Below are 24,062 nucleotides of genomic sequence, written 5' to 3'. Positions count from 1 at the left end.
CATCTGCTTATGGTCCCATGCCTGTTGTAGGTTTCTCAGAAAAGGAAAGGTTACTTAAGTTCTACCCGAATCATGTTGGGGATAGTTGGTAAAGTAGTAAAGTCATTGGGGTTAGGAACGGCGGCTAAAGGTTGACTTTCTTTAAGCGGAGTGCCGGCTAAATTAAACTGGGTAATACCCGCCCCGGGAAACTGGTTGAGAGCCGTGCCGTTATCATACAAATGAATACTGGAGGAAATGTCTCCTCTTTGCATGGCATCCACACCGTTATCCGCTGTAGCGAAAAACCAGTCATTCGAAAAACCATACATCGTAGCAATTGCCAGGCGGTCGTCCGGTGCTACCATAATAGCTTGCGACACCTTGCCTCCCGCCTGCGAACCAATCACCGGCAGCAAAACTTTAGTAGTGGGGGCAGGTAACACATATACGGCTTTAATGCCTGGTTTACCGGTTAGATAAGCCGCCAACGTATCGGCATTCCCCTTCTGCGCCAGAGGCCTCAGCCCTTGGCCACGATCCAGTTCGCCCGCTTTATAAATCGGGTTGTCGATGCCATTATAAATTACCACCAGTACCGGCGAAAGGGGAGTAAAAATGCCGGTTATGGTGCCTAAATACGTGTTCAATGGGGCATTATTTCCCATCTCGGCAATATTGGTAAGCCCGTTGGCCGTAGGCTGACCGCTCGTGTACAAGGGGGCGGCATTGAGCAAGTTACCGCCCACAATATAAGACACGGCCCAAACGCCGGGACTAAGGGGCGTTTCATTAGCCGTACCGCCGGAAGTATTTTCTAAAGTGAGCGTAAAAACGGAATTTCCTTCGTATTTAAGGGTAGCTTTCACCAGTTGGGAGGCCGGTACATAACTGTTGCCTTGGGCATCACTGCCATTCACTTCGGCAATGTTTTTAGTTTCCGCTATTCCCGGATGGTTGACACTGGCTCCTGGGGCTTGGTTGATTCGCGTGCCATTGTCCCATAGTCTAACTTGAGCCGAGACATCGCCTTCTATCGGGGTTCCATTGGCCTGGTAGACGGGTATACCCGGATTGACGGGAGCAAAGAACAAATCGTTGGACCAGCCATACATCGTAGCAAAGGTGACCGCTTCTCCTTTGGCGGCCGAAAACTGGAAGGAAGTGGACTGACCAGGCAAAATTAAGGCCGGCGTACCGGTGCCCTGAAAGGTACCGGATTCAACCAGCGGTTGGGAGTGTAATACGTTTTCTACGGTAATAGTAACGGGTTGACTTACCACTGGCGTCCCCTCATCATCTTGTTCACAGGCCGAAAGGAGAATGGGTAGTAGCGCCATGGCTACCAAATAACAATTTTTTTTCAGATAAAGGGATTCTTTCATGATAGTTTAAGTAAGTTAACGGGAAGGATACAATCAAAAAACGGCATACTATTCAGCCAGTTATCACGAAAGTGTCACGAAAGGATAAAGCTTTTATACTAGTAAAATACAAGGGGATAGTAGGGATTATTTTTTACTGTAGAGTAAGATTTTAGTCCAGGATAATACTTGACAAGAAGAGAAGAACTTACTTGGGTGTTTGACCACCTAAGATACTGAGGGGAAAAGAAAGGCAAGCATGCCTAATAGAACGGTTAAGATGAGCTATAAAAATAGTCCGAGCTTTGAGATTAAAAATTTCCAGACTAATAGCTAAAAAATGTAAAATCTATATAATTAAACGGCCGGTTGGTAGCAAGGTAATTGAAACCAGAAACGAGTGCCCTGGCCTAACTTACTGCTGACAAAAATCTGAGTCTGATGCAGCTCTAAAATCTTTTTTACAATCACCAAGCCTAAACCCGCTCCTTCGGTAGGGGCCTGCGAATAGCGCTGGTAATGATCAAATAAATAGGGTAGTAACGTGTCGGGGATCCCCGGACCCGTATCCGTCACGCTTATTTCCAGCATCTGTTGCTGTTGGGTAAGCCGCAGGATTACCGTACCGCCGGATGGAGTGTACTTAAGCGCATTATCCAAAAGATTTTGCAGTACTCTTTCGATTAAACCAATATCGGCGGATACCCGCGCTGGATTTTTGCACTGCGTGCAGACAAGCTGAAGGCCCTTGTGTTGCGCCGTTAGGGTAAATTCCTGGAGGACTTCCTGCATTAACTCAGCAATGACAAAAGGCTCGGGTTGGACCTGTACTTCTTTCGCTTCCAGTTTCGAGAGTTCAAATAAAGCATTAACCAGTTTTTTTAAGCGTTCGCTGCTCTGCAAAATGACACTGGTGTATTGGTTTCGTTCCGCGGCCGTCAGGGTTTCTTGTTTCAGGAGCATGGTTTCGGCGTAGCCATGAACGGCGGCTAGCGGCGTACGCAAGTCATGAGAAATATTGCCGATTAATTCCCGCCGCAATTTCTCGGTGCGATTTAATTCTTCCACGTTGCGGAGCAAGGTATCGGCCATCTCGTTAAAGGTAGCAGCCAACTCACCTAATTCGCCTTTTTCTTGGAAAGGAATCCGGGCCTGCCAGTCGCCTTCCCGGAATTGCTTCACCGTTTGTATAATTTGATTTAAGTTTTTAGTGATTACCCAAAAGGCGAGGAGCCCGGTTACCAGAGCGGCTACCAAGGTAATGGTAATGGTTAAAACTCCTAAGCGTAATACATGACTCCGGAATAGTAATTCGGTTTCCGAAACGTACTCTTCGCTGGTGAGCACCACGTAAATATAGCCTGCTACGCGCGGGCCTTGTAGTACTTGGGCCGCCGAAAATATCTTTTGCTTGTTTGGGTGGCGCGGGTCATCGCCCCGGATAAATAGTTGGCCCTTGGCCTGAATAAATTGGTGGATAGGCCGTAATGCCACCTGCTGGAGCCTTACTTTTCCCGCCGGGGCTTGGTAAGTTAAAATAGTTCCGGTCGTATCGAGCAGGTACACTTCTACGCTGGGGTTGGTAACCATCACGTTAAAGAAAATATTTTCTGCTTGCTGCCGTTGGACTTTGCCATTTTGGAAGGGCGGCATGAATTTGACGATGTGGGCGGCGACCTCCCGGTTGAGCTGTTGGTGAGTAGCTTCGAAGTAGCGCTGAGCGGAATAGGCCGTCAAATAAACGTAAATGGCGGCTAATACCATCAGCAACAGCAAGAAAATAAGGGCTATTTTCCAATACAAACGGCTAAAAAAGCTACGGGCACCAAGGTTACGGGAGCTTGTCATATTAATCGGGGGTATCGGTAAACCGGTAACCTATTCCCCAGGAAGTAAGAATATAGTGGGGAGCAGCTAGATTTTCTTCGATTTTAGTGCGTAGCCGGTTAATATGAGCCGTAACGGTGTGCTGATAGCCTTCAAACTCGTAGCCCCAAACTTGCTGCAGCAGTTCCCGCCGGGAATAATGGCGTCCTGGGTTGGAGGCCAGTAAAAAAAGTAAATCAAATTCTTTCAGGGTTAATTCAACTGGCTGCTCTTTTAAAAATACCTGCCGCTTTTTGGGGTCGATAAGCAGAACACCGGCTCGAATGGGGCCATTGGCTGGATCTGGAGGGTGAAGGAGAGATTGTTCGTGGCGGCGCAGCAGGGCTTTTACCCGGGCCATAAACTCCCGAATACTAAAGGGCTTGGTCACGTAGTCATCCGCGCCTAACTCCAGTCCCAGTACCTTGTCAATTTCCTCACTTTTAGAAGTTAACATCATAATTGGAGCAGACACCTGTTGGGCGCGCAGTGTTTGGCAGAGGTCGAGGCCGCTTAAATCGGGCAGCATGATATCCAGAATAATCAGATCAAAAAGGCGCAGCTGGGCCTGCCTTAATCCCTCCCGGCCCGATTCACAAACCTGCAAGTAATACCCCCATCGGCAAGATGAATTCTTATCAGTTCGGCCATATACGGATCATCCTCTACTAATAATACTTCTTTCATGGGGGTATAAGTAATATGTATAGGAACGGGAAAGCCAGGGGGGAGTTATCACATAAGTATAACGTTTATAACTCTTTTTCGTCACCAATGGAAAATGGATTATCATTTTAAAAATACGAAACGGCACCTAGTTTCTTGTCCTAAATTAGCTTAAAGAAATTGCCTCGTAAAAGGGCCGTTTTCCTAAAAATGGATGAAGGTATTTCTTGACCTAATCCGAATGTAAAATACTAAAATTAAACCTTTTGATTTATTGACTGGCAATCCAGCCAAAACCTTTCTCCGTACATGCCAGGAAGACCAAAAAACTACTACGATGAAGACGATCCTATTTGTGCACGGCATGTTCCAAAACCAAAAAAGCTGGGGAAATTGGTTGCACTATTTTAGCCAACGGGGATATACGTGTTTAGCTCCCGCCTGGCCTTTACATGAAGGAGAGCCGGCCGAGCTGCGGCAGAACCCACCCGCTGGTTTAGGCGATTTAGAATTAAATGATGTAGTGACTGCCATTGAAACGCTGATTTTAGACCAAGAAACGAAACCTATTGTCATTGGCCATTCCGTAGGCGGTTTAATCGTGCAATTACTGGCGAACCGGGAGCTGATTGCAGCTGGGGTGCCCATCGACTCCGTAGCCCCGAACGCGATGGTAGATCTGGACTGGAGCTTTGTCAAAAACAGCGCTACCATCGCCAATCCCCTGAAAGGAAACGAACCCATTTACATGGATGCCGCAACCTTCCACGCTTCTTTTGCCAATACCTTGAGTGAAGCAGAAGCCACCCTTGCTTATGAGCAGTACGCGACGCACGATAGCCGCAACGTGTTCCGGGATTGTATGGGCGAGGCGGGCCGGGTAGATCTGGACTTGCCGCACGTGCCCTTGCTGTTTATCGCCGGCGAGAAAGATCAGATCGTCCCCCGCACTTAAACGAGAAAAACGTGCGAGGCTATACCGATATGAATAGTGTAACGGCATTGCAGGAATTTGCCAACCGGAGTCATTTTATCTGCGGTGAGCCGGGCTGGGAAGAAGTAGCCGAGTACGTCTATAACTGGTTAGAGGCCCAGGACCTTTCTTAAATCAGTTCCCCTGACAGTATAAGTGGGATTTAAATCTTACCGGATTGTACAACCTTATTAATTAAGCAAGAGAGCGTTTATCTTTTTCCTACTAAAGCAATCGTCCCTATGTCTATCACTCAACCTGCTTCTTACGTCCGCTTCGACAGTGGCGTGGAAGAAACCCAACCCGATGAACAGCAATTAACGGAAGAAACGGTGGCTTCGATGAGCCGGTTGAACCGCTATATGTTCGACAAGCACCGTCACGCCATCCGGGATGCGCACGCTAAAAGCCATGGTATTCTTCGGGGGAGCTGCACGTTTACTCTAATTTGCCCAGCCATCTAGCGCAAGGATTATTTCAACAAGCCCGCACTTACCCCGTGATAATTCGTTTGTCTTCCGCCCCGGGCGCGCTGGGTTCGGATAAACAATCTACTTTCAAGGGATTTGCCATAAAGGTAATTGGCGTGGAAGGACGCAAGTTTCTGCCGGATAAAGCGGACGAGGTCACCCAAGATTTCTTGTTGGTGAGTGATCCCGTGATCCCTACGGGCGACATCAACAGCTACCATGACATGCAGCTGAAACTAGAGAAACTCGCCCATACGCCGGAAGCTTTCCAAGAGGCGTTGTCGGCTGTGTCGCGAGTTGCCAATAAAGCATTGCAAGCCGTGGGCGTGGATCCGCAAATCAACCCGATTGGACCGGGACATCCGCATTACCACATTCTGGGGGAAACCTACCACTCCATGGGAGCCTTCCGGTACGGGGACTACGTGGCTAAGATTAGTGCGGCACCGCTTTCGGGCAACGTGCAGGCTTTAGCTAAGCAAGAGTTGAAAGTAGAAGATGAGGAAACCTGGCGAGACGTGGTAGTGGACTTCTTTCGCCAGCAAGGAGCCGAGTACGAGTTACGGGCCCAGCTTTGTACCGATCTGCGCACCATGCCCGTGGAAGATGCCTCCGTAGAATGGCCCGAAGAGCTAAGCCCATATCAACCCATTGGGAAGATCGTGATTCCGGCGCAAGAGGCCTACAGTCCGGCGCGAAGGGTGTTTGCCGACGATGTGCTTTCGTTCAATCCGTTTCATTGTTTACCGGAACACCAGCCTTTAGGATCTATCAACCGGGCAAGACGTTTGGCCTACGAAACTTCTAGCCGGTACCGGCACGAGATGAATGCCCAAATTCGCTTAGAACCCCGCGACATTAATCAACTACCGGATTAAGTCAGGAGAAACCTACAGCTACTCCTGGGAATAGCTGTAGGTTTCTCCTGACTTGGTAGCTATCGCGGCATTATGGAAATAACTCCGGTAAGCTAATTACTTTCCTCTTTTAAGGATTGCATATCGATAACAAACCGATAATGCACTTCTTTTTGCTGCATGCGTTTAAAGGCTTGATTAATCTGCTGGATAGGAATGATTTCTACTTCGGGTAAAATCTGGTGTTCGGCGCAAAAATCTAATACTTCCTGCGTTTCTTGGATACTCCCAATTAATGAACCGGCTACCGTCCGGCGGTGCATCGCTACTTCCATATTGTTCGTGGGTTTTTTGTAAGGCGCTAGTACCCCCACGGCCACAACGGCACCGTCTCTTTTCAAAAGACTTATATAATCGTTGATGTCGTAAGCATCCGGAATGGTATTCAAAATAAAATCAAAAGCGCGTTCATGCTGCTGCATCGCTTCGGTATCTTCTGAAAAAAGCACCTGGTGCGCGCCTAATTTTTCGGCATCGGCTTGTTTTTCCTTGGAAGTGGTAATCACGGTAACCGCTGCGCCCATGGCTTTGGCTAGCTGCACCCCCATGTGGCCTAAACCGCCTAAACCAACCACGGCTACTTTATCCCCCGCTTTTACCTGCCAGTGTCTAAGCGGAGAGTACGTCGTCACTCCGGCGCAAAGAATAGGGGCAGCCGCTTTAATATCCAAAGTTGCCGGTATCTTTAATACAAAGGATTCTTTGACCACAATTTTGTCGGAGTAACCGCCAAAGGTGTTAAAACCACTCCCATCGGGTTTCATGTATCCATTGTAGGTGGCCGTCCAACTTACCGGCCCCTCGCAGTACTGCTGCTCTCCTTCGGCGCAGGAAGGACAAACCCCGCAGGAATCAATCATGCAACCCACCCCAACTATATCACCGACTTTAAACTTGGTGACCGCCGCACCCGCTTGGGCTACTTTGCCGACAATCTCGTGGCCGGGTACGCAGGGATAGATGGTATTGCCCCAGTCGTTTTTCACCTGGTGTAAATCCGAATGACAAACCCCGGTATATAAAATATCAATTAAAATCTCATCGGCTTGGGGTGCTTTTCGCTCGAAGTCCAGGGGTTTTAGTTCACTAAAAAAGGAGCCCGTAGCTCCGTATCCTTTGGTTGGTAATGGGTTCATAGCTTGCTCTTTTACTTGACAGACTTGCTCTTTTACTGGACAGATTAATTCTAGGTTGTGCTTGAATAAGAAAATAACTCAAGTACGTAATGGTAGCATGAATAGTCTGTCTTGTTCCAAAATACATGGACCAAATGTCTGGAGAACAACCATTGTTAGGAGATTATATTTAGCTGTTTTACATATTTGAACTTATAAGACTTAATTAGCGGAGTAGGAGGGGAGTAGCAACGCTTTAGTCGTTAATGACTTAGCGTTCCTAGCGCTATTCTCTTATATCTAATTTTTTGGATGTTTTGCGTGGCGTTAAGTTGTGCCAGTCACCTTTAAATAGTTTTAAAGCATTACCAGAACAAGGATCAAAAGAATAGATCTGACACCTCACTCCGTTCTCAAGCTCTTTACCGGGTTGGCCATAGCGGCTTTAATGGCTTGGAAACTGACCGTCATCAGAGCAATTACAAACGCTAACAATCCCGCTACTAAAAATATCCACCAGCTTACATTGATTCGATATTCATAGTTTTGCAGCCAGTTTTGCATCAGCCACCACCCCACGGGAAAAGCCAGCAGGCAGGCAATGGCTACTAACTGTAAAAAATCTTTTGATAGTAAGGTGGTAATGTTGGTAACACTAGCCCCTAATACTTTGCGGATACCTATTTCTTTGGTTCTTCTTTCGGCCGTGTAGGTTGCCAAACCAAATAAGCCTAAGCACGAAATGATTATGGCTAATGCGGCAAACACACCCGAGATTTGGCTGATGTGTGTTTCATTAGAAAACAGATTATTAAATTGGTCATCCACAAATGTATACTCTAAAGGATAAGCCGGATTATATCTTTTCATTACTTCTTCTATCCTGGCTAGTGCCTGTGGGGCGTTGCCGGGTGCCTTTGTTCTTATGTATATGAAATTCTGGTTTTCCGGGGACTGACAAAAGATAATTAAAGGTTGGGCTTTGCCGTATATATTTCCATACACATAATCGTTGACGACACCAATGACGGTCATGTTGGTGAATACATTATCCGCATTTCCTCTGGGCGATTGAATAATCTTTCCAACCGCACTTTCCTGACCCATCAAATCAGCCATTGCTTTATTAATAATAACCTTCGACTTTTCTGCGGAAGTATTATTTCTAAAATCTCTTCCGTCAATAATTTCTAATCCAGAGGCAGCAATAAATTCCGGGCTTACACTTCTATTCGCAATGGATACCTCCTGGCCATCTGGTTTTCCCTGCCACCTAAACCGGTTATCCGTATTCCCACCCTGTAGGATGGAATGATCGGCCAGAGCAACATTCTGGATGACACCGGTGCTCAGTAAATCATTTTTAATGAGCGGGAATACTTTTGAAATAGCCCGTTCCGGATTTATCTCGATTAGATTGTTTTTATGAAAGCCGAGGTTCCTATTTTTTACATGTTGTATCTGCAGGTAAACAATAACAGTACTAATGATAAATACAACGGATGCGGCAAACTGAAAGACAACCAAACCTTTCCGGATAAAGGCAGCGCTGCCGTTTTTCATTTTCAATCCTTTCAGTACAAGAACAGGATGGAATGAGGAAAGATACCAGGCGGGATAACTGCCGGCAACCAAGCCACAAATAAGAACAATCACCAATAAGCCAGTTATATGGAAGGGACTTTCCAAATGGAGGGAAAGCTGTTTTTGCATGAGGGCATTGAAGGTGGGCAGCGCTATACTAATAATAATGACTGCAAACACCGCGGCAATGGCGGACAGGAATAAAGCTTCGGTTAAAAACTGAAAAACCAATCTTGTCTTTTCCGCACCCAACACCTTTCTTACCCCGATTTCTCTGGCTCTTTTATGACTATTGGCCGTGGCAAGATTCATAAAGTTGATGCAGGCAATGAAGAGGATAATCCAAGCAATTACAGCTAGCAGGCGAACCTGGGTAATCGCGCCGCCACCGGTGGGTTTGCCATTGGTAAATTCATTAAACAAATGCCATTGCGCCATGGGATACAAAAAAGTTTGGCTGGTTTGGTCGGGTGCTCGTTGCGGAATAAAATCTTTTAGTTGGTTATTGATAGTAGTAAGATTAGCTGTTTTATCCAGCTCCACGTAGGTGAATGGTCCATAGCCGCTCCAGTCCATATCGTCGGTCAGGGTAATTTTATCCTTAATAGCTCGTACTTTGTTCTCTACAATCTTAATTTCGTAAGAGGCCAACCACTCAAATTGCAACGTGGAATTTTGGGGTAGGTCTTTTACCACGCCGCTAACCACATAATCCTGTTTATTATCAATTCGGATTGTTTTGCCTACTATATTTTTTGTCCCGCCAAAAAATTTCCTGGCGGTACTTTGTGTAATGATTAAGGAATGTAATTGCGGAAAGGCATTTTTAGCATGGCCTTCGATAAAATCGAAGGAGAACATGGTGCACAGAGCAGCATCGGCATAAAGACCTGTTGCATAGAACACCCGATTGCCGGCTTTAAAAAGCAAACGTTGCCCCTCATCGGAAACTCTGGCGGTATTGGCAATACCGGGTATTTCATTTAACAAGGCCTTGGCCATGGGCCTTGGGGTGGAGCCCATAGTAAAATTATTTCCGCCGAAAGTCATGTTTACTTTTAATTGAAACAACCGGTCTTTCTTTGCATGGAAATTGTCCCAGCTCCATTCATTTTCTGCCCACAAAAAGATGAGCCCGGCGCAGGCAATACCGACAGCTAATCCGAAAATATTAAGGGCACTGTAGGTTTTATTTCTCCAAATATTGCGGATGGCAGTTGTAAAATAATTTTTGAACATGATCGCAGGTTTAAGGATATGTTTTAGGTTGTACAGTTTTTGGTAAAAGCTTCTGTCCTTTGTAGTAGCCCTGGTGTAATTAGTGGTTTGTTCATTTTCCATCCTCCCTTGGAAGAACAAAAATGAATTTCTCTGGTGCTTTTATTGCCTAATCTTCATTCTAGCGCTTAAATTCTACATAAACAAATACGAAGTGCCAACCTTGTGCCGGGTTGTTAAGTAGTTGGTATAGAGTTGAATAAGAATTATTACTAGACAAACTTGTTCGTTTTTGGTACAGCAAACGCGCGATTTTGATACACTTGGAGGATCCAGCAAGAAGTTACTGGTTAAGTTGTTTCTTTCTGGGAGCAGAAGCTAGAATCCGCAATTACTTTCTAAATGTTGTAGGTTAAATGGAGTAGAGAGAAATACAGAGTTTATTGTGTTAAACCAAAGCAGTAAGAGTTTAAATAATTGCTTTTTGTTAAACTATATGATTGTAGATAAGCAACTAAAAAGTATTTATTTAATGGTGAAAATAACAGAAGAAGTTTCCCAAAAAGTGTTATCTAAAATGCTAGAATGAACTATGCCAATAACGATTAATATGTTAAATAGGAGCTTTTTTCTGGATTTTGTCCAATTATTAACGCTTATGCTAATTGTTAGTCGCGAATTGATTAGTGGCAATACTAAAAACAAGCGATCACAATCAGCCAGTGTTGACAGCCGGACTATTGTAGTTTTATACCTTGACCATTAACTATAATGGAGTCTTGTCCTTCATTTAACTTCAATTTTCTAAAGCTTATATATGGATCGTCTAAATCAATGACACCTAATGTTTTTTCAAAAAGGAGAACCTTTGGTTCCCGTACCTCATAATAGCAACAGGCTCCCAAAAAACCATTGAATTTTTCGTAAATAATTAACTCTGATTTATACTCTGCGCTTAATGGAAATATAGGCGATAAAGTCATGGAACAAATCAGTCCCCAAAATATTCCATGGACAAAATAGAATATCAGAAAAGAAATTGGGGTGAAGAGATAAATGAAATAATAAAACGCTCTTTTTTGGAATGGTTTTAAATTTACTAGACAAAGGAATATTCCAGACAAGTAAATAATGGACTTTAAGCAAATTGTTAGAAATAGATTTAGGCTGAATCCGAAAATGCGATTTATACCAAAATTCAGAAGAATTAAGGCTAAGGCATAAAAATGGAGTTTGGATATCCTGGTAATAGATCTCACGTCATTCTTTTAGTATAACTGTTCATAGCCTCGTGTAAGCGGCGGCTGTCGGCCGGAACAAGGCTTAGGCACCCTGTTGAGCGGCGTTATTTTACCAAAACTTCCACCAAGGCTTCGGTTCACTTTCTTTTAATATCTTTAATTTTCCATTACCATCTGGGATCCAAATAGCACTTGAACCACTTGCGTCAAAAAAGCCCAGCTTATATTTTGCTGCCAATTCTGTAGTTTTTTGATAAGCAGATTCAGCCTGGGACCAGCTAAATGCCGCATAAATTATCTTTCTCCCAATACTATAATCCGTTTCGTTCGGGTTTTCCGTAGGGTCGTTTGCGTTAGGTCCATTCAAGTCAGGAAAGCGCCCTTGCATTTCTACATACCAATTCCGTAACTCAGCGGAAGTATTCTCAGGGTCATCATAGCCATGGTCTTCTGTCCATTGGGTTTGATTTTCATACCACGCCATAAAATCTTTTTTTCTTAATGGAGCGGCATTCTTTTGAAAAACCATTAAATCATAACTCATTTATAATTTATTTATAATTACGACCTACAGACCGCGGCTAAGCGGCGGCTGGGAGATTTACTTGTTTATTGCTTAGAGAACTGATTACCGTTATAAAAACCTTTCCTGTTCCAACCGAACATTACCCGACTGCCCTTTAACTAGTTTTAGAAACAGTTTTTTTCCACTATCCTAAGAATAGGATGACCATCCAGGTTAGTAATCCTACACCGTGAATTAAGGTGGAATATTTTGTAGGATGTTTGGCGAAAAGCTTTCCTAAATTCTTTATTAGAAGAATCAGACTGATTGGTCCAATTAGAAAAATTGAAAGTATATCAAGATTTGGTGTACAAGGACCTGACTTAAATGCTCCTGAGGCATTAATCAAAATAATAACGGTTATATAAATGCCATAGAAAATTAGACTTTTAATCGCATTTCTTTTTTCAAGCTCTTGTGATGTATCCAAGTTAAGTTTAACTAATAATTGCTAACAACGGGCCGCGTGTATGCCAAGCCCACTGCGGAGCAGGGTTTGGTATACATTGTGTTGGGGCTCGTTATTCTTCCTTTTTTTATTTTCTATCTGCTCACTTCCAAGCACATAAATATCAATATCAATTTCTGCTCCTATGTCCGCAATGATTTTTAACCTGTTACTTTTAAAGTGCAGCCCTGGATTACAACCATCATAGAGGTACTGTACTATGGAAAATTCAGACTGACATTTAGATGTTATATTTTTTATATTCTCTTGCCTTGGCTTAATAACTTGGTCTATGTAGTCATCTATTTGGTTGCCAATCCAAAAGTCTTTTTTTACTATAGTAATTTGATGTTCCCAGAAATTCCATTTCCAAGTCTTTTTTACTCTCTTGTTTTCTGGTCCTATGTAATACTCCTGACCTTTTAATGCTGTCCTAGTCGGTTCGAGGCCAAGTTCTTTTGTCAACTCATCTGGTAAACAGTCAAAGTCAAAAAACTTTAATGAAACTTTATGTGTATCAATTTCTATCATTTTTAATGTGCCCCAACGGTCTCGTGTAAAAAGTATGCTAGGCCGTCGTCCGTAGCATATTTTTTACACAATGTTGTGCTTAGTTTTTCTTTTACATTGACCAAAAATGTTCACGGTATCCTGGCCATATTTTATGGAGTTCGGAAATTATTTCCCGTCCACCAATTGTAGTTGAGTTTTCGTGTGAAAAATATAATACAATTTCGAAGTTCTTGTCTGTATAAATATATTCAAGTCCGTCGTAGTAGAAATCGCAATCATCAATGTTGACTTCTTTGAATTGTCCGTCTTCACGGATCTCTAAAAGTTGGTTTTCTTTGATATTGATTTTTATAATCTCTTTTATTTCACCTATGTAGTTTTGAAAGTAGCTTGAGTCATATATTTCTACATTCTCAATCGCAACGTTGCTTGTAATGGGAACCCAACCAAAATTTAGGTCGCAATTCCATTTTTCATTAAGCGTTAATATTGCGGTATCCTTATCCATTCACTTCATTCATTAATATTTTAAATTAAGCACAACGTACTGGGCTAAGGCACGCTTTAGTGTGCTTTAGGCATGGTTAGCGGCAGATATTGTTATTTTGTCTATTGCAATAAAAAAATCATATTCTCAACTCCATTTGCTCTAGTTATTGGAATATAAAATTTAATCTGACTATTTGTTTCTTCCACTACAATATATGTATCGCTATATTTATCGCTGTCGATGAATAATTCTTTTGTCTTTCTGTTAAAAGTGTAAGTTTGAGTTACCATTGGGGTCTCGTTTATTCCGCAGTGGTCATTATTTCTAAACCATTCTAATTTTCCATCTGAACCAAATTTGAAAGTGTCATCTTTTTCACAATCAACTACAGCATAATAAACATTTGCGCCTGGTGGATTAGTAGATGGGTTTTTGTCAATTAGGCCTCTCTTCCAAGTTTTGGATCTCCATAAATTTGGAGCACTTTCGCTGTCTTTCTTACAACTAGCAAGAGCCATAGCCATTGAAAAAATAATTACTAAGCGCGTAAATCTCGTTACATTTAACATATTCTTCGGTTTTTTATTTATATCTATAAATTTGCTGCTAACGTACTTACCTAAAGCACGCTTTAGTGTGCTTTAGGTGTGGTTAGGGGAAGTATTTTTATTTTGTAAATTCCTATATCTACTAACAGCCGCCCAAACAATATTTATTAAGGCAAAAAACAAACAGATTACACCCAATTCTAATAATAAAATACTTGCATGTCCAAATTCTATATAAATGCCTCTATCTCTAAGATATTGGTGTATTTTATTAATTATTTCTAAGTAGCCGTAAAGCAACACTATATACATAAGAACTACGGACAAGAACCAAATCATAGATTTTATATTCCGCATGTACTTATGAAGGTAGTAGGAGGCAACCATGAAAGCACCGACTATCATTACCGAAATTACTGCCTCTTTCATTCTTAATTTTTATTATATATTACCCCTAACGTATTTGGCTATGCGGCGGCGAAGCTGCCGTATAGGCGTGGTTAGCACTTGTAATTTTTATTTTAAGCTATTAATACGATAAGTTCCGATATAGTCGTCCCAAGATACTAGCAACCCCCAATCCGATAAAGCATCAATTAGGTATGCTTGTTCTGGAAAGTCAAGGTTCTTTCTCTGCATTCCACTTTCACTAAAGTAATGGTTAAGAGTATAATTCTTCCCTTGTGATTTAATCGAGTCAACACTAGCCCAACGCTTTATAACTTTTGTTTCATTTTTAGCCTCTTCATTCAGTTCTAGCAAGGTCTCACCCTTGACAAGTGAAACTATTGAAACGGAGTCCGTCGATTCTCCAGCTAACACGCTTAAGTCAACTAATTCTTTCACTGTATTTAACAGAATCCGAAGAGTATCTCCTTTATATGTTGCACCTGCAGTAAAATAGGAATAGCCTAAAGGTGGTGGTGGAAGTAAGTCCTTGCTTCTAGTGCTTGGAGCTACATAATGGGTCATAAGTGCTTTTACGTAACTCTCATTTTCCCTGCCTTGCTCGTTCGGCACCTTCTCTACAGGCTCATGTTTACTTTGGCAACCTGTTAAGAATATTAAAAGGAGGACAAACACCAATCTCAAGGTATTTACTTTCTTAATTGTGAACACTTGGTTCTTCTTCCCCAATTAATTTATTATTTATTATAAGTGCTAACGTGCCGCGTGTATGCCGAGCCCGCAGCGAAGCAAGGGTTTGGTATACATTGTGTTGGCAGTTGTTATTCTTTTTTCTTTTCTTCTACAAGGATTCCTTTGCTAATTATTACCAAATTGTCCTCCTCGTGTGGTTCTCCACTATTCCCAAATGGGTCTAGAGAAAGGTAAATTTGTCCGGATTCTAATTCTTTTAAAACTATATCGGAATAATCTCTTCCGCTTTTAAAATCTTCAAAGAGCCTTAAATCTTGAACTTTAATAAAGGTTAATTCCACAATGCAAGGTTCAGAGAGCTTTCTTGTTATCCTTTTTCTAACCCTTAATGCAACTTTTGTGGTCGAAGAATCATAGGAGGAATAGTCCAGATTAACATTTAAAGAAATAATTTCTCCGTCACATAAAAAATATCCCTTTCTCAGTTCTTCTATACTCATTCAGAATTCTAAATTTAATTGTAATTACTGCCAACGGGCCGCGGCTAAAAAGCGTTTTAATGCTTTTTAGCTTGTGTTAGCCCAAGTTAATTATTTAACTAAACTATCTGAATCTTTTAGATAAAGGTCTATAAATTCTGTAAATGAATTTGATATAAAATGCAATCCTTCAGTATGCTGGTAATGACTGTAAACCTTTCTATCTTCTATATTAAATCCATAGCTACAAAGATTAATACTATAATCAGCGAAGCAAATAAGTTTTAACGGGTGACATTCTCCATATCTGATTTTATTCTATCGATAGACCAAAAAGAAAATAGCTCCTTATCCCATTCATAATCTTTTAAACCATTTATCTGCCTTAAGTATTCCTTAAAATCTTCATCAAAATTATAATTAACTATTTTTTCAAGGCTTTCAATCTGATTATCCGAAATACCAATATTGACGTCTAATCCTTCCTTATTCCAAGTTGATTTTAATTTCGATAGTAAACTTCTTAAAACATTATCCACTGGTTTTATTTTATAATTTGGGCTAACGCCTAGTATAAACGACGAGCAAGGCCGTCGGCCGTAGCTTGGTGTTTATGCAATGTTAAGTGGTGTAATTTTTTCTTCTTATTCTTCTTCAATCGGGTAAGTATGGAATAGGAAGACTTCTTTATCAATTAATGCTTGCTCGTAATATTCGAGTTCATTTAGGTCTTCTGAATAATCTTCTCTAGTTATTGTAAAGGCTTCATCTAATTCCAAAACATTCCAGCCCATTCCTTCTATTTCTTGTTGTGCTGTTGTGTCAGCTTGGTCAAAATTTTCTGACTCTATCCAGCACTTTATGTAAGCACCACCAACATCTTCCAAGTCGCCCGTTTGACTCTGCGGCTTCCCATGATAAATCAACAAGAACATTTCTTTTATATTTTTTATACCACCTAACGGTTGGGCTAAAAAACGTTTTAATGTTTTTTAGCTTTTGTTGGCGGAAGTAATTTTATTGTTCTAATTGCTTTAGCCAATTTTTAAACCATTCCAAAGGCAAGTGAACTTTTGTTAAGTCCAGTTCTTTTAGTTCATCTATTTTGAAAGTATTTACCAAATATAAATCCCATTGCGCATCAACGTCCATTATTACTTCATAAGTCGCCTCATCAATTCCGATTTCTTCTAATTCAATATCTTGAGATATAATCTTTGAAAAGTGAGTTCTACACCAATTTGCAAAATCTTGGTGAGTATATTTAGTTTCCTGGTTTATTATCTCAGTCAATAATTCTTTTAAATTTTCCTTTGTCAACTTCAAAGGAATATCCTTAAATCCAGTTTCTATTACTTGTCCACTACCTTTTTTATAGATATAAGGCATTTCAGATTACTTAAAAAATTATTCCGAATTTTAACTTTTATTACTGCCAACGGACTAAGCTAAAAGACGGCGGAGGCCGTCGGCCGAGGCTGACGTTTAGGTGTTGTTACCTGTAGGAGTTTTTTCTTTTTTGCTCTTGTTTTGAGTCCTAGCCTTATTTTTTAGAAAAAATATTCAGTCATTTGGTCGATGAATTCTTTGTCATAAATAGGTAAATCAGATTTTGAACCAAGCACCGAATCGATTCCGCACTTTGGACAAACTGCTGTTTCACCTCCACTATTTTCTTCAATCCATTCCTCAATTTCAGTCGGTGGATAGATTTCTTGGCAGTAAAAGCAAATGCATTTTTCACTACTCAAAATTCCTTCTTTATGAGAAGAGCTTTTATTATGAGCCGCTATAAGGAAGTCCGTGCTATATTTTTCCAATTTTATTAATTTCTCTTACAGGTAACGAACAAGGCTAAAAGACGCCTTGTCCAATTGGCTGGGGTTTGGTGTCTTTTAGGTGTAGTTAGGCGGGGTAGTTCTTTTTTTAGGTAAAGTAGCTGATTTTTTAAGAACTACCCTTTATAGTAGGAAAAATTTACCGCTTTCCCCTTCTTTAGGTTTCTCTGCTTTTTAAAGAGAAACAAACGTTTTCCTAAAAATGAAGAAATAAAACTAAAGGCGGGATGATTTCATTTAGGCGAGGCTAAGAGAAGTCACCAGCTCCTTTATTTTTATAAAACACCCATAAAGGGCTGGCCAAAAGAGGTAAAAACGGGGCTAAACTTTTTTTTAGCAGGCAATAAAAGCCATTTTTTATTCGTTTCAACCAGGTATTGTTATTCTAACAAGTACCAAAAACAGGTAAAATACCTTCCTTAAAAACGGTTTTAATCCGGTCTTTTTTCCTGTTTTTTCTTCTTTGACCTAGCTGTCAAAGACGGGTTGAAACTCCTAATTTTCTGCTTTTATGGCTATATTTCAGTTGTTTAGCCACTCCTTCCCAGCCCAAATTTTTCCTATTACGCCTAACTACCAGCTAAACGGAGTAGTTCCGGTTATCTGCACTATGTACGGAATAGGTATAGTTGCTTCTATTAGGCTAAAAGTGGCTTTTTTACTAGATAAGGCTCTTTGGTTCATACTAGAAGTAATATATATAAAATTATCCAATTATCTTGCCAACCGCCCTTTTTCTTTCAAATCACACTCTCGTTTGGATCTCCAGATCTTTTTAGGGTTTATCCTTGCATCCCGTAAAGCATTTCGCAGCATTTAAATTGATATTTCCTGCTATTTAGAGGTATAAAATGAGTTACCATTGCCCATCTGATAAGCTTAGCCGCGTTTATAAGCGGATATATCCGTTTATAAACGGATAATACACGGATAGTAATCGGTTAAGTGATTTCTACCAGGAGAGACCCGGTAAGCATCAGGCCTTATTTAGTCCGGAAATACGTTGACCAGGCGTCTCGTAAAACGACCGTGGCTGTTGCACAACCCCTTGATTGAAGTTAATCGTTGAAGAAGGATAGGACTATTTTTTAAGGTTATGCAAGGCAGAAAGGTTTTGGAAGATGAAAAGGCGTTGCTTTTTTCGCTCTCGGCACATGTACCAGAACACAACTTCTATCGCCGCTTGAAACAGCAGTTGAATTTGGATTTTCTCTACGAGCTTACCCAACCTTACTACGGACGATGTGGTCAGCAGTCGATCGATCCGGTAGTCTTCTTTAAGCTCTGCTTGGTGGGTTACCTGGAGAATATTGTTTCCGACCGCCAACTGATCGAGCACTGTAGCCTCCGACTAGATCTGCTTTACTTTTTAGACTACCAAATAGATGAGCCCTTGCCCTGGCACTCCACGGTTTCTCGTACTCGGCAGCTTTACCCGGAGAAGTTGTTTGAGCTACTGTTTGATAGAGTCTTTCGCTTATGTGTCGAGAAAGGCATGGTAGCCGGTCATCGGCAGGCGATTGACTCCGCCCCCATTAAGGCCAATGCTTCGATGGATAGCCTGCTTTTAAAACAATCACCCGAGTCGGTGAAAAAGCACTTAACGAAGGTTATCCTCGAGAATGAAGCGGTAGTAAAGAAGTCCAACCAGAATAAAGAGGGAAAGCCAGAACAGTTCCTCTCGGCTCCGGAGTACCAGTTAAGAAAACTGGAAAAGCACCAAGATCAGCTGAAAGCATCTCCCAAAGGCTTAGGCGGTAAGCACGAGAAGGCCCGCCTGGTCAGCAATAAAACGCACTACAGTTCCACCGATCCGGATGCCCGCATATCGGTCAAACCGGGCAAAGCCAGACAACTTAACTATTATTGCAGCCTGGCGGTGGATACAGCCAAAGGCGTTATCAGCCATGTTCAAGCGGATTTGGCTGATGGGCGGGACAGCCAATATTTGCCGGCTATCACGCTGAGATTGCAGCGACGGCTACTAGATAATGAACTACGTCTAAAGGAACTGCTAGCGGATGGTGGCTATTCTAACGGTAGCAACTACGCCTTTTTAGAGCAAAGAAAGATAACGGGCTGGATACCCGTATTTGGCCAGTACAAGTCCGAGATAGAAGGTTTTCCTTATGACCAACAAGCTGACTATTTCACCTGTCCGACCGGGAAGATACTCGCCTTTAAGACCTATGACACCAATGCGGAGGGAGGTTTGCTAAAAATCTACCGGGCTACCTACCAGGACTGTAAACATTGCCCGCTCAAATCTTCTTGCGTTCCCAAAAGCCAATGCCGCCAAATCACCCGTACTGCATACGATTCGGAATATCGACGAGCATTAGAAAGACAGCAAAGTAGAAAAGGTAAACGGATGAAGCGAGTTCGACAAAGCACGGTAGAGCCGGTCTTCGGCAGCTTAATTCATTACTATGGTCTCCGGAAAATAGGAGTGCGGGGTAAAGCCGGGGCTCACAAGGTGATGCTGCTGGCCACCACTGCTTTTAACTTGAAGAAATATCTGAAGTTTAAACCGGTGAAAGCGGTCAGCCAAGCTTTGGCACTTCAAAAGAATCAAGAATCTGCTTTTAGCAGCTATTCTTTTGCTTTTACTAAGCTGTTTTTCCACTAAGAGAGCACTATTAGGAGCAGCATTGAGTTCAGATAGGGAAATAGGACGCGGCTCAAAAGGGAGTTGTGCAACAGCCACGACCGTTTTGTGAGACGAAATCGGAGCCTCTGAAAAGAGGCTTTTTTCGGCTAAAAACCGTATCAAATGACCATCTCACAAATCAAAAACAAATTTGTATATTTGAGATGGCATTCGTGAGACAAATATGAAAATAGGCTATGCCCGGGTGAGCACCCAGGATCAAAAATTGGAATTGCAACTAGACGCCCTAACCAAACAAGGATGTGAGCTGGTGTTCCAGGAAAAGAAATCGGGGAAAAACAAAGAACGACCGGAGCTGGAGAAGATGTTGGGGCAACTCCGCTCCGGAGATACGGTGGTGGTGTGGAAGCTGGACCGGCTGGGTCGTTCGTTGCGAGATCTGATTGACCTCGTAGCCGAATTTCAGAAAAGGGGAGTAGACTTTGTGAGTTTACAAGACGGGATCAATACGGCTACTTCCACCGGTCGTTTTACCTTTAACATCTTTGCTTCTTTAGCGGAGTTTGAGCGGGAGATTATTAAAGAGAGAACCAAAGCGGGCTTGGTAGCAGCAAAAGCTAGGGGTAGAGCAGGAGGGAGGCCTGGTGGTTTAACGCCCGAAGCGCAAGAAAAAGCGAAATCCGCGAAAGTTCTTTTGGCCTCGGGTAAGCGAGCGGAGGAGATTGCCAAAATTCTAGGAATTTCGAGAGCAACCTGTTACCGTTACTTGGAATATGCGGTTAAACTTTAATGATGGTACGTTATATTGATCTATGAAGCTAACCATAGAAAAACCGAAGATTAGAAAGGGAATGAGCTATGCCCTGCAAACCTCTTTGCTGCAAGAGGCTTTAAGAGACTTCCCCTTTGATATAAATGTTCTTCTGAAATATCGGATTCCCAACCATTTCGATGACAAGTTTCCTATTTTTAGTTGTGAGCTATGGCCACCAAACCCGAGGGTTGATCAGGAACGGTATTATATTGTGATTAGCCCCATCAAACCAGAAGATAAAAAGAGAGTAGAGGAACTGGTGAAACAAAAAGTTTTACCTGAATTTTTGACTTGGTTGAAGCGCAGGGTAGCCTTGCCTGATAATTCGACTTACCGGGATCAGAGGCATTACTTTAAAGCTATTTTCAGTAACGACCAGGTAGCTTTAAGTTCCTCGAGTTAAATACCTAAGATTTATTATCCTATCTTTTTAATCACATTTATAAGTATTGGTAAAAGTGGAACTAGTCTTGGAGCCATTCGCGCTTGCCGTTAAAGTTTGCTGCTGCACGTATCCAGGTCCGGTAAAGATGTAGGAGTAAGTGCCTTCGGTCACATAGGTATTATCTATGTGTTTATAGCTCTTCATCTTGTTTTTTGGCGGACTACCTAACCCAAAAGTATAGTAGGTTTGGCGTTCATATTCACTCAATAGATTTTCCTGATCTGGATAGTATTCGTACAGGCTGGTAGTAATCCGATCGCCTTCTTTGGTTCGAATGCTAATGACATTGCCGTTCTTATACTCGTAGGTGCGTTCCCGAACATAGGTGTTGTATCCATTTTTTCGGGTTTCGGTAGCTTTCACCATTAAACTTTGGGCATCGTACTCCGGTACCGTAACTTTTAAATATTTATCGTCTGGTACATTGGTGACCGTGTTTTTAATCCATCTCCCCTGGTCATCGTACTCGTAGGTTTCCTTTTGTTGAAACTCTGGCGCAGCATCATTGCCCCCAATAATCTCTACAATACGATTGTTGCTGTCCCGGTAAAAGGTATAGGTAAAATCGCGGGCAGGAGAATTGGAAAAAGCAGGAACATGCCTTTTAACCGCTTTGATCCGGTTATTGACATCGTACTCGTAAACCTCAATGGTGCCATTGTCTCCATTGGAGCGCTGCAGGGTACAAGTTACGGGAGCAGCCACCGGAGGGGTCACGGGTATAGGGGCCACTTCATTGCCTTCTTTTTTACAACTAATTAGCAAAAGAGGAAAAGACAGAGCCAGTAAAAATGCTTTATACATGAGGAAGTAAATTAACCCTCAAATATATATATTATTTATTATATATAAGCAAGTTTATTTATTCTCAAGAGCTGATTGTCTATCACAATTACTAAGAGAAGCAATTATAGTTGTTTATAAAAACTACTCTTTTTTGCCCAGTTTTTCTAAGCCTCTAGATACCTGAAAAACCGCCTTTTTTAACTAGGAAAATAGAAGGGTGTCCACTTATTTCCTCTCTTACCTAGAGGGTTCTTACCTAGCTTTTGATGGAAATTAAAATGTAAAACTTGGCAAGAAATTTGGCCATATACTAGTAACCTATTTTGATTAGTCAAAGTATAATGCATTAGTTGTTCATTCAGCTAAAATCCCCCAGTATTTTTACTTGAATCCTGAACGTAATTGTGGTGAGTTTGCCAGATAGGAGAATGCGCAAGTATTACCTACTACGGACTACACATTATAGTTAAACAGTATTTGAATTGAAAATACGCCAATTTCCCCCGTTTATATAATTGTTAGTTGAACTAATATTGTAACCTAGATTATCTGGTTTCTTGTTAGTTCTATACTTGACTGCCAGCATTTTTTTCTAAGCTACTTTAATGAGTTTTAAAATACTTGCAAGCAAGAGTACTGCTAATAGTTTTTTCAAAATAAGTAGGCGCAGTTAAATAGTAAAGTAAGTTAAAGGATCAACCAATATAGATTCTTTTCCCTATACTTCAATAGTTAGGAGTAAATAGGTGAATGATTTAAAAATTAGCCCAAAAATGTCAAAAAAGTATCTGGGTTTTTAGTGGTAAGCTGGAATACCTTAACCAGAATACGTAATATCTATTGTATCCTGATTAAAAAATATCCTCATCTTAATAATTTAGTTTAGACAAGCGAGAACAATGGTGGGGTGCTAAACCGTTATACTCAAAATTACTATTAAGAAAGTATTAAGGTTTTCTGAGTATTTTAAAATATGTGATAAAAACAGTCGATGAGTATTTAAGTCGATTACCCGTATCACATTAAGCAAAGAAGGAAACTGTTGCGAGCGGTTTCCTTCTTTGTGGGAGAGTACTTCTACTAACCCTTAAACGTTTATACAAATGGAGATAACGTTTTCCTTTAAAATGTCGCCGGAAGTGACTAATAGGCTTATTGACCTATTTTCTTCACTGATCCTATTCGGCAAACTTTACTTTCTAGCTTAAGTTACCAGAACTTTGTGCTAGCATTAAGCTTAACAGCGCTAAGCTTAATGAATACTCCTCAGAGCACTTCATACTCTACTCGTTATAGCTGTAGCAACAGTTGTAGCGAGTAAAGTATAAAGGTATACAAAAGTATACAAAATTTATACTTATTTACAATAGTTAAGTTACAGTGGGGAGTTATAAGGTGAAATCATTTGAGCTGGTACAATGGGTAAATCTTGGTTTTCTACCTGCTGTAAAAATTTAATCTGCTGCTTTATCTTTTTCAGTACCTGGTGGATGTTTACGCCGGTAATTTGCTGTACTCCTTGCATGAGAGGACCTAGATCTACTTTTTGGCGAATAAAATCTCGCACCCGGTAAAGCTCGAGCTGACCTAAGTCCGTGCTTTCTGGATGCTTGATAAAGAGCTCTAAATCGAATTGATGGAGTACATACCCCGGCAGCCGGCGAACAATGGGCAAAACCACGCAAACGGTATTATTGAGGATATCCGGTTCTTGGAACTGCTGCTGGAAATAAGTAGCCTCGTTGATGATGAGCCAGATTTCCGCATCATCATAAAATTGCTCGATATAAGGGGTAATTTGTTCGGGCATGAAATAGTAAACTTTAGGCGTAAGTAAAGATAGCAGTTTATTTACTTACCTAAACCACCCTTTAACTAATGTAAAATATTTTGACAACTATATTTAATTGGGGTTAAAGCAAAATAAACAGAACTTATTTACATCTGAATGATAGTTGCTGTAGATTTGTTCTTAAATTACTCGCAAGTAAATATGTCTTAGGAGATAGTACTATTTCAGTATTCTTGTTC

At 41.5% G+C, this 24,062-nt stretch carries 26 protein-coding genes; 7 read left to right on the top strand and 19 right to left on the bottom strand.

Features of this window, described 5'->3' with window-relative positions; translation table 11 throughout:
• Positions 1-50 precede the first annotated feature (50 nt).
• The 3 genes from AHMF7605_RS11535 to AHMF7605_RS11525 all read right to left on the bottom strand — a co-directional run bounded on the left by AHMF7605_RS11535 (position 51) and on the right by AHMF7605_RS11525 (position 3,816).
• Entirely contained in the window at positions 51-1,364 is a 1,314-nt protein-coding gene (locus AHMF7605_RS11535) for a spondin domain-containing protein (RefSeq protein WP_199200229.1), read from the bottom strand.
• 336 nt (positions 1,365-1,700) lie between these two features.
• Positions 1,701-3,191: a HAMP domain-containing sensor histidine kinase gene (locus tag AHMF7605_RS11530; protein WP_106929439.1), complete on the bottom strand. Its 1,491-nt coding sequence runs from the start codon at positions 3,189-3,191 to the stop codon at positions 1,701-1,703.
• Between the two features lies 1 nt (position 3,192).
• Positions 3,193-3,816: a response regulator transcription factor gene (locus AHMF7605_RS11525; RefSeq protein ID WP_233219017.1), complete on the bottom strand. Its 624-nt coding sequence runs from the start codon at positions 3,814-3,816 to the stop codon at positions 3,193-3,195.
• Between the two features lie 396 nt (positions 3,817-4,212).
• On the opposite strand from AHMF7605_RS11525, the gene AHMF7605_RS11520 reads away from it, so the two are divergent.
• From AHMF7605_RS11520 to AHMF7605_RS11515, 4 genes are all read left to right on the top strand, one after another.
• Complete coding sequence (locus tag AHMF7605_RS11520) at positions 4,213-4,830, top strand: alpha/beta hydrolase (protein ID WP_199200228.1); 618 nt, start codon at positions 4,213-4,215, stop codon at positions 4,828-4,830.
• A gap of 11 nt (positions 4,831-4,841) precedes the next feature.
• Positions 4,842-4,982 carry a hypothetical protein gene (locus AHMF7605_RS30150; protein ID WP_199200227.1) on the top strand — a complete coding sequence of 47 codons (141 nt, stop codon included), beginning with the start codon at positions 4,842-4,844 and terminating at the stop codon, positions 4,980-4,982.
• Positions 4,983-5,090: 108 nt separating this feature from the next.
• Entirely contained in the window at positions 5,091-5,312 is a 222-nt protein-coding gene (locus AHMF7605_RS30145; RefSeq protein WP_199200226.1) for a hypothetical protein, read from the top strand.
• On the top strand, positions 5,297-6,196 hold the full coding sequence (locus AHMF7605_RS11515) for a catalase family protein (protein WP_199200225.1): 900 nt from the start codon (positions 5,297-5,299) through the stop codon (positions 6,194-6,196). The genes AHMF7605_RS30145 and AHMF7605_RS11515 overlap by 16 nt, the downstream gene beginning before the upstream one ends.
• Before the next feature lie 92 nt (positions 6,197-6,288).
• Here AHMF7605_RS11515 and AHMF7605_RS11510 read toward each other — a convergent pair whose 3' ends face one another.
• The 14 genes from AHMF7605_RS11510 to AHMF7605_RS11440 all read right to left on the bottom strand — a co-directional run bounded on the left by AHMF7605_RS11510 (position 6,289) and on the right by AHMF7605_RS11440 (position 17,357).
• Positions 6,289-7,371, bottom strand: coding sequence for an NAD(P)-dependent alcohol dehydrogenase (locus AHMF7605_RS11510; protein ID WP_106929437.1), 1,083 nt, complete (start codon positions 7,369-7,371; stop codon positions 6,289-6,291).
• A gap of 381 nt (positions 7,372-7,752) precedes the next feature.
• Complete coding sequence (locus AHMF7605_RS11505) at positions 7,753-10,173, bottom strand: ABC transporter permease (protein WP_106929435.1); 2,421 nt, start codon at positions 10,171-10,173, stop codon at positions 7,753-7,755.
• Between the two features lie 716 nt (positions 10,174-10,889).
• Positions 10,890-11,135 carry a hypothetical protein gene (locus AHMF7605_RS29475; protein ID WP_146153571.1) on the bottom strand — a complete coding sequence of 82 codons (246 nt, stop codon included), beginning with the start codon at positions 11,133-11,135 and terminating at the stop codon, positions 10,890-10,892.
• A gap of 367 nt (positions 11,136-11,502) precedes the next feature.
• Positions 11,503-11,937 (bottom strand): hypothetical protein, encoded by a 435-nt coding sequence (locus AHMF7605_RS11495; protein WP_106929431.1) that lies wholly within the window; start codon positions 11,935-11,937, stop codon positions 11,503-11,505.
• Between the two features lie 166 nt (positions 11,938-12,103).
• Positions 12,104-12,388 carry a hypothetical protein gene (locus tag AHMF7605_RS11490; RefSeq protein WP_106929429.1) on the bottom strand — a complete coding sequence of 95 codons (285 nt, stop codon included), beginning with the start codon at positions 12,386-12,388 and terminating at the stop codon, positions 12,104-12,106.
• Positions 12,389-12,409: 21 nt separating this feature from the next.
• A complete protein-coding gene (locus AHMF7605_RS11485; RefSeq protein WP_106929427.1) occupies positions 12,410-12,937 on the bottom strand; it encodes a DUF4279 domain-containing protein in 528 nt (175 codons plus the stop codon).
• A gap of 91 nt (positions 12,938-13,028) precedes the next feature.
• Entirely contained in the window at positions 13,029-13,427 is a 399-nt protein-coding gene (locus tag AHMF7605_RS11480; RefSeq protein WP_106929425.1) for a hypothetical protein, read from the bottom strand.
• 101 nt (positions 13,428-13,528) lie between these two features.
• A complete protein-coding gene (locus AHMF7605_RS11475; RefSeq protein ID WP_106929423.1) occupies positions 13,529-13,978 on the bottom strand; it encodes a hypothetical protein in 450 nt (149 codons plus the stop codon).
• Positions 13,979-14,473: 495 nt separating this feature from the next.
• The gene (locus AHMF7605_RS11465; protein ID WP_106929419.1) at positions 14,474-15,094 is read right to left on the bottom strand and encodes a hypothetical protein; all 621 of its coding nucleotides are present in this window, start codon (positions 15,092-15,094) and stop codon (positions 14,474-14,476) included.
• Between the two features lie 92 nt (positions 15,095-15,186).
• Positions 15,187-15,558: a hypothetical protein gene (locus AHMF7605_RS11460; protein WP_106929416.1), complete on the bottom strand. Its 372-nt coding sequence runs from the start codon at positions 15,556-15,558 to the stop codon at positions 15,187-15,189.
• A gap of 263 nt (positions 15,559-15,821) precedes the next feature.
• Positions 15,822-16,076, bottom strand: coding sequence for an SMI1/KNR4 family protein (locus AHMF7605_RS11455; protein WP_106929413.1), 255 nt, complete (start codon positions 16,074-16,076; stop codon positions 15,822-15,824).
• Between the two features lie 105 nt (positions 16,077-16,181).
• Positions 16,182-16,472, bottom strand: coding sequence for a hypothetical protein (locus AHMF7605_RS11450; protein ID WP_106929410.1), 291 nt, complete (start codon positions 16,470-16,472; stop codon positions 16,182-16,184).
• Between the two features lie 82 nt (positions 16,473-16,554).
• Positions 16,555-16,926: a hypothetical protein gene (locus tag AHMF7605_RS11445; protein ID WP_106929408.1), complete on the bottom strand. Its 372-nt coding sequence runs from the start codon at positions 16,924-16,926 to the stop codon at positions 16,555-16,557.
• Positions 16,927-17,087: 161 nt separating this feature from the next.
• Entirely contained in the window at positions 17,088-17,357 is a 270-nt protein-coding gene (locus tag AHMF7605_RS11440; protein WP_199200224.1) for a cytoplasmic protein, read from the bottom strand.
• 1,114 nt (positions 17,358-18,471) lie between these two features.
• Here AHMF7605_RS11440 and AHMF7605_RS11430 point away from each other — a divergent pair.
• From AHMF7605_RS11430 to AHMF7605_RS11420, 3 genes are all read left to right on the top strand, one after another.
• A complete protein-coding gene (locus tag AHMF7605_RS11430; RefSeq protein ID WP_106925799.1) occupies positions 18,472-20,004 on the top strand; it encodes an IS1182 family transposase in 1,533 nt (510 codons plus the stop codon).
• Positions 20,005-20,209: 205 nt separating this feature from the next.
• Positions 20,210-20,776 carry a recombinase family protein gene (locus AHMF7605_RS11425; protein ID WP_106929403.1) on the top strand — a complete coding sequence of 189 codons (567 nt, stop codon included), beginning with the start codon at positions 20,210-20,212 and terminating at the stop codon, positions 20,774-20,776.
• 22 nt (positions 20,777-20,798) lie between these two features.
• Complete coding sequence (locus tag AHMF7605_RS11420; RefSeq protein WP_106929401.1) at positions 20,799-21,203, top strand: hypothetical protein; 405 nt, start codon at positions 20,799-20,801, stop codon at positions 21,201-21,203.
• A 27-nt stretch (positions 21,204-21,230) separates the two neighbouring features.
• Here AHMF7605_RS11420 and AHMF7605_RS11415 read toward each other — a convergent pair whose 3' ends face one another.
• Positions 21,231-22,049, bottom strand: a complete 819-nt coding sequence (locus tag AHMF7605_RS11415; RefSeq protein ID WP_106929398.1) for a hypothetical protein — start codon at positions 22,047-22,049, stop codon at positions 21,231-21,233.
• Between the two features lie 1,357 nt (positions 22,050-23,406).
• On the bottom strand, positions 23,407-23,841 hold the full coding sequence (locus AHMF7605_RS11410; protein WP_106929396.1) for a hypothetical protein: 435 nt from the start codon (positions 23,839-23,841) through the stop codon (positions 23,407-23,409).
• Positions 23,842-24,062: the final 221 nt, after the last annotated feature.

The sequence above is a fragment of the Adhaeribacter arboris genome, assembly GCF_003023845.1.
GTDB classification, from domain to species: Bacteria; Bacteroidota; Bacteroidia; order Cytophagales; family Hymenobacteraceae; genus Adhaeribacter; species Adhaeribacter arboris.
Note: the sequence above shows the minus strand (reverse complement) of the source record. Positions and strands in the feature narration are given on the sequence as shown.

Excerpts from the sequence above, each read along its gene's own strand:
- AHMF7605_RS11535 (WP_199200229.1), bottom strand. The coding sequence starts at position 1,364 with ATGAAAGAATCCCTTTATCTGAAAAAAAATTGTTATTTGGTAGCCATG.
- AHMF7605_RS11530 (WP_106929439.1), bottom strand. The coding sequence starts at position 3,191 with ATGACAAGCTCCCGTAACCTTGGTGCCCGTAGCTTTTTTAGCCGTTTG.
- AHMF7605_RS11520 (WP_199200228.1), top strand. The coding sequence starts at position 4,213 with ATGAAGACGATCCTATTTGTGCACGGCATGTTCCAAAACCAAAAAAGC.
- AHMF7605_RS30145 (WP_199200226.1), top strand. The coding sequence starts at position 5,091 with ATGTCTATCACTCAACCTGCTTCTTACGTCCGCTTCGACAGTGGCGTG.
- AHMF7605_RS11510 (WP_106929437.1), bottom strand. The coding sequence starts at position 7,371 with ATGAACCCATTACCAACCAAAGGATACGGAGCTACGGGCTCCTTTTTT.
- AHMF7605_RS11505 (WP_106929435.1), bottom strand. The coding sequence starts at position 10,173 with ATGTTCAAAAATTATTTTACAACTGCCATCCGCAATATTTGGAGAAAT.
- AHMF7605_RS29475 (WP_146153571.1), bottom strand. The coding sequence starts at position 11,135 with ATGACTTTATCGCCTATATTTCCATTAAGCGCAGAGTATAAATCAGAG.
- AHMF7605_RS11495 (WP_106929431.1), bottom strand. The coding sequence starts at position 11,937 with ATGAGTTATGATTTAATGGTTTTTCAAAAGAATGCCGCTCCATTAAGA.
- AHMF7605_RS11485 (WP_106929427.1), bottom strand. The coding sequence starts at position 12,937 with ATGATAGAAATTGATACACATAAAGTTTCATTAAAGTTTTTTGACTTT.
- AHMF7605_RS11480 (WP_106929425.1), bottom strand. The coding sequence starts at position 13,427 with ATGGATAAGGATACCGCAATATTAACGCTTAATGAAAAATGGAATTGC.
- AHMF7605_RS11475 (WP_106929423.1), bottom strand. The coding sequence starts at position 13,978 with ATGTTAAATGTAACGAGATTTACGCGCTTAGTAATTATTTTTTCAATG.
- AHMF7605_RS11460 (WP_106929416.1), bottom strand. The coding sequence starts at position 15,558 with ATGAGTATAGAAGAACTGAGAAAGGGATATTTTTTATGTGACGGAGAA.
- AHMF7605_RS11450 (WP_106929410.1), bottom strand. The coding sequence starts at position 16,472 with ATGTTCTTGTTGATTTATCATGGGAAGCCGCAGAGTCAAACGGGCGAC.
- AHMF7605_RS11445 (WP_106929408.1), bottom strand. The coding sequence starts at position 16,926 with ATGCCTTATATCTATAAAAAAGGTAGTGGACAAGTAATAGAAACTGGA.
- AHMF7605_RS11430 (WP_106925799.1), top strand. The coding sequence starts at position 18,472 with ATGCAAGGCAGAAAGGTTTTGGAAGATGAAAAGGCGTTGCTTTTTTCG.
- AHMF7605_RS11425 (WP_106929403.1), top strand. The coding sequence starts at position 20,210 with ATGAAAATAGGCTATGCCCGGGTGAGCACCCAGGATCAAAAATTGGAA.
- AHMF7605_RS11420 (WP_106929401.1), top strand. The coding sequence starts at position 20,799 with ATGAAGCTAACCATAGAAAAACCGAAGATTAGAAAGGGAATGAGCTAT.
- AHMF7605_RS11415 (WP_106929398.1), bottom strand. The coding sequence starts at position 22,049 with ATGTATAAAGCATTTTTACTGGCTCTGTCTTTTCCTCTTTTGCTAATT.
- AHMF7605_RS11410 (WP_106929396.1), bottom strand. The coding sequence starts at position 23,841 with ATGCCCGAACAAATTACCCCTTATATCGAGCAATTTTATGATGATGCG.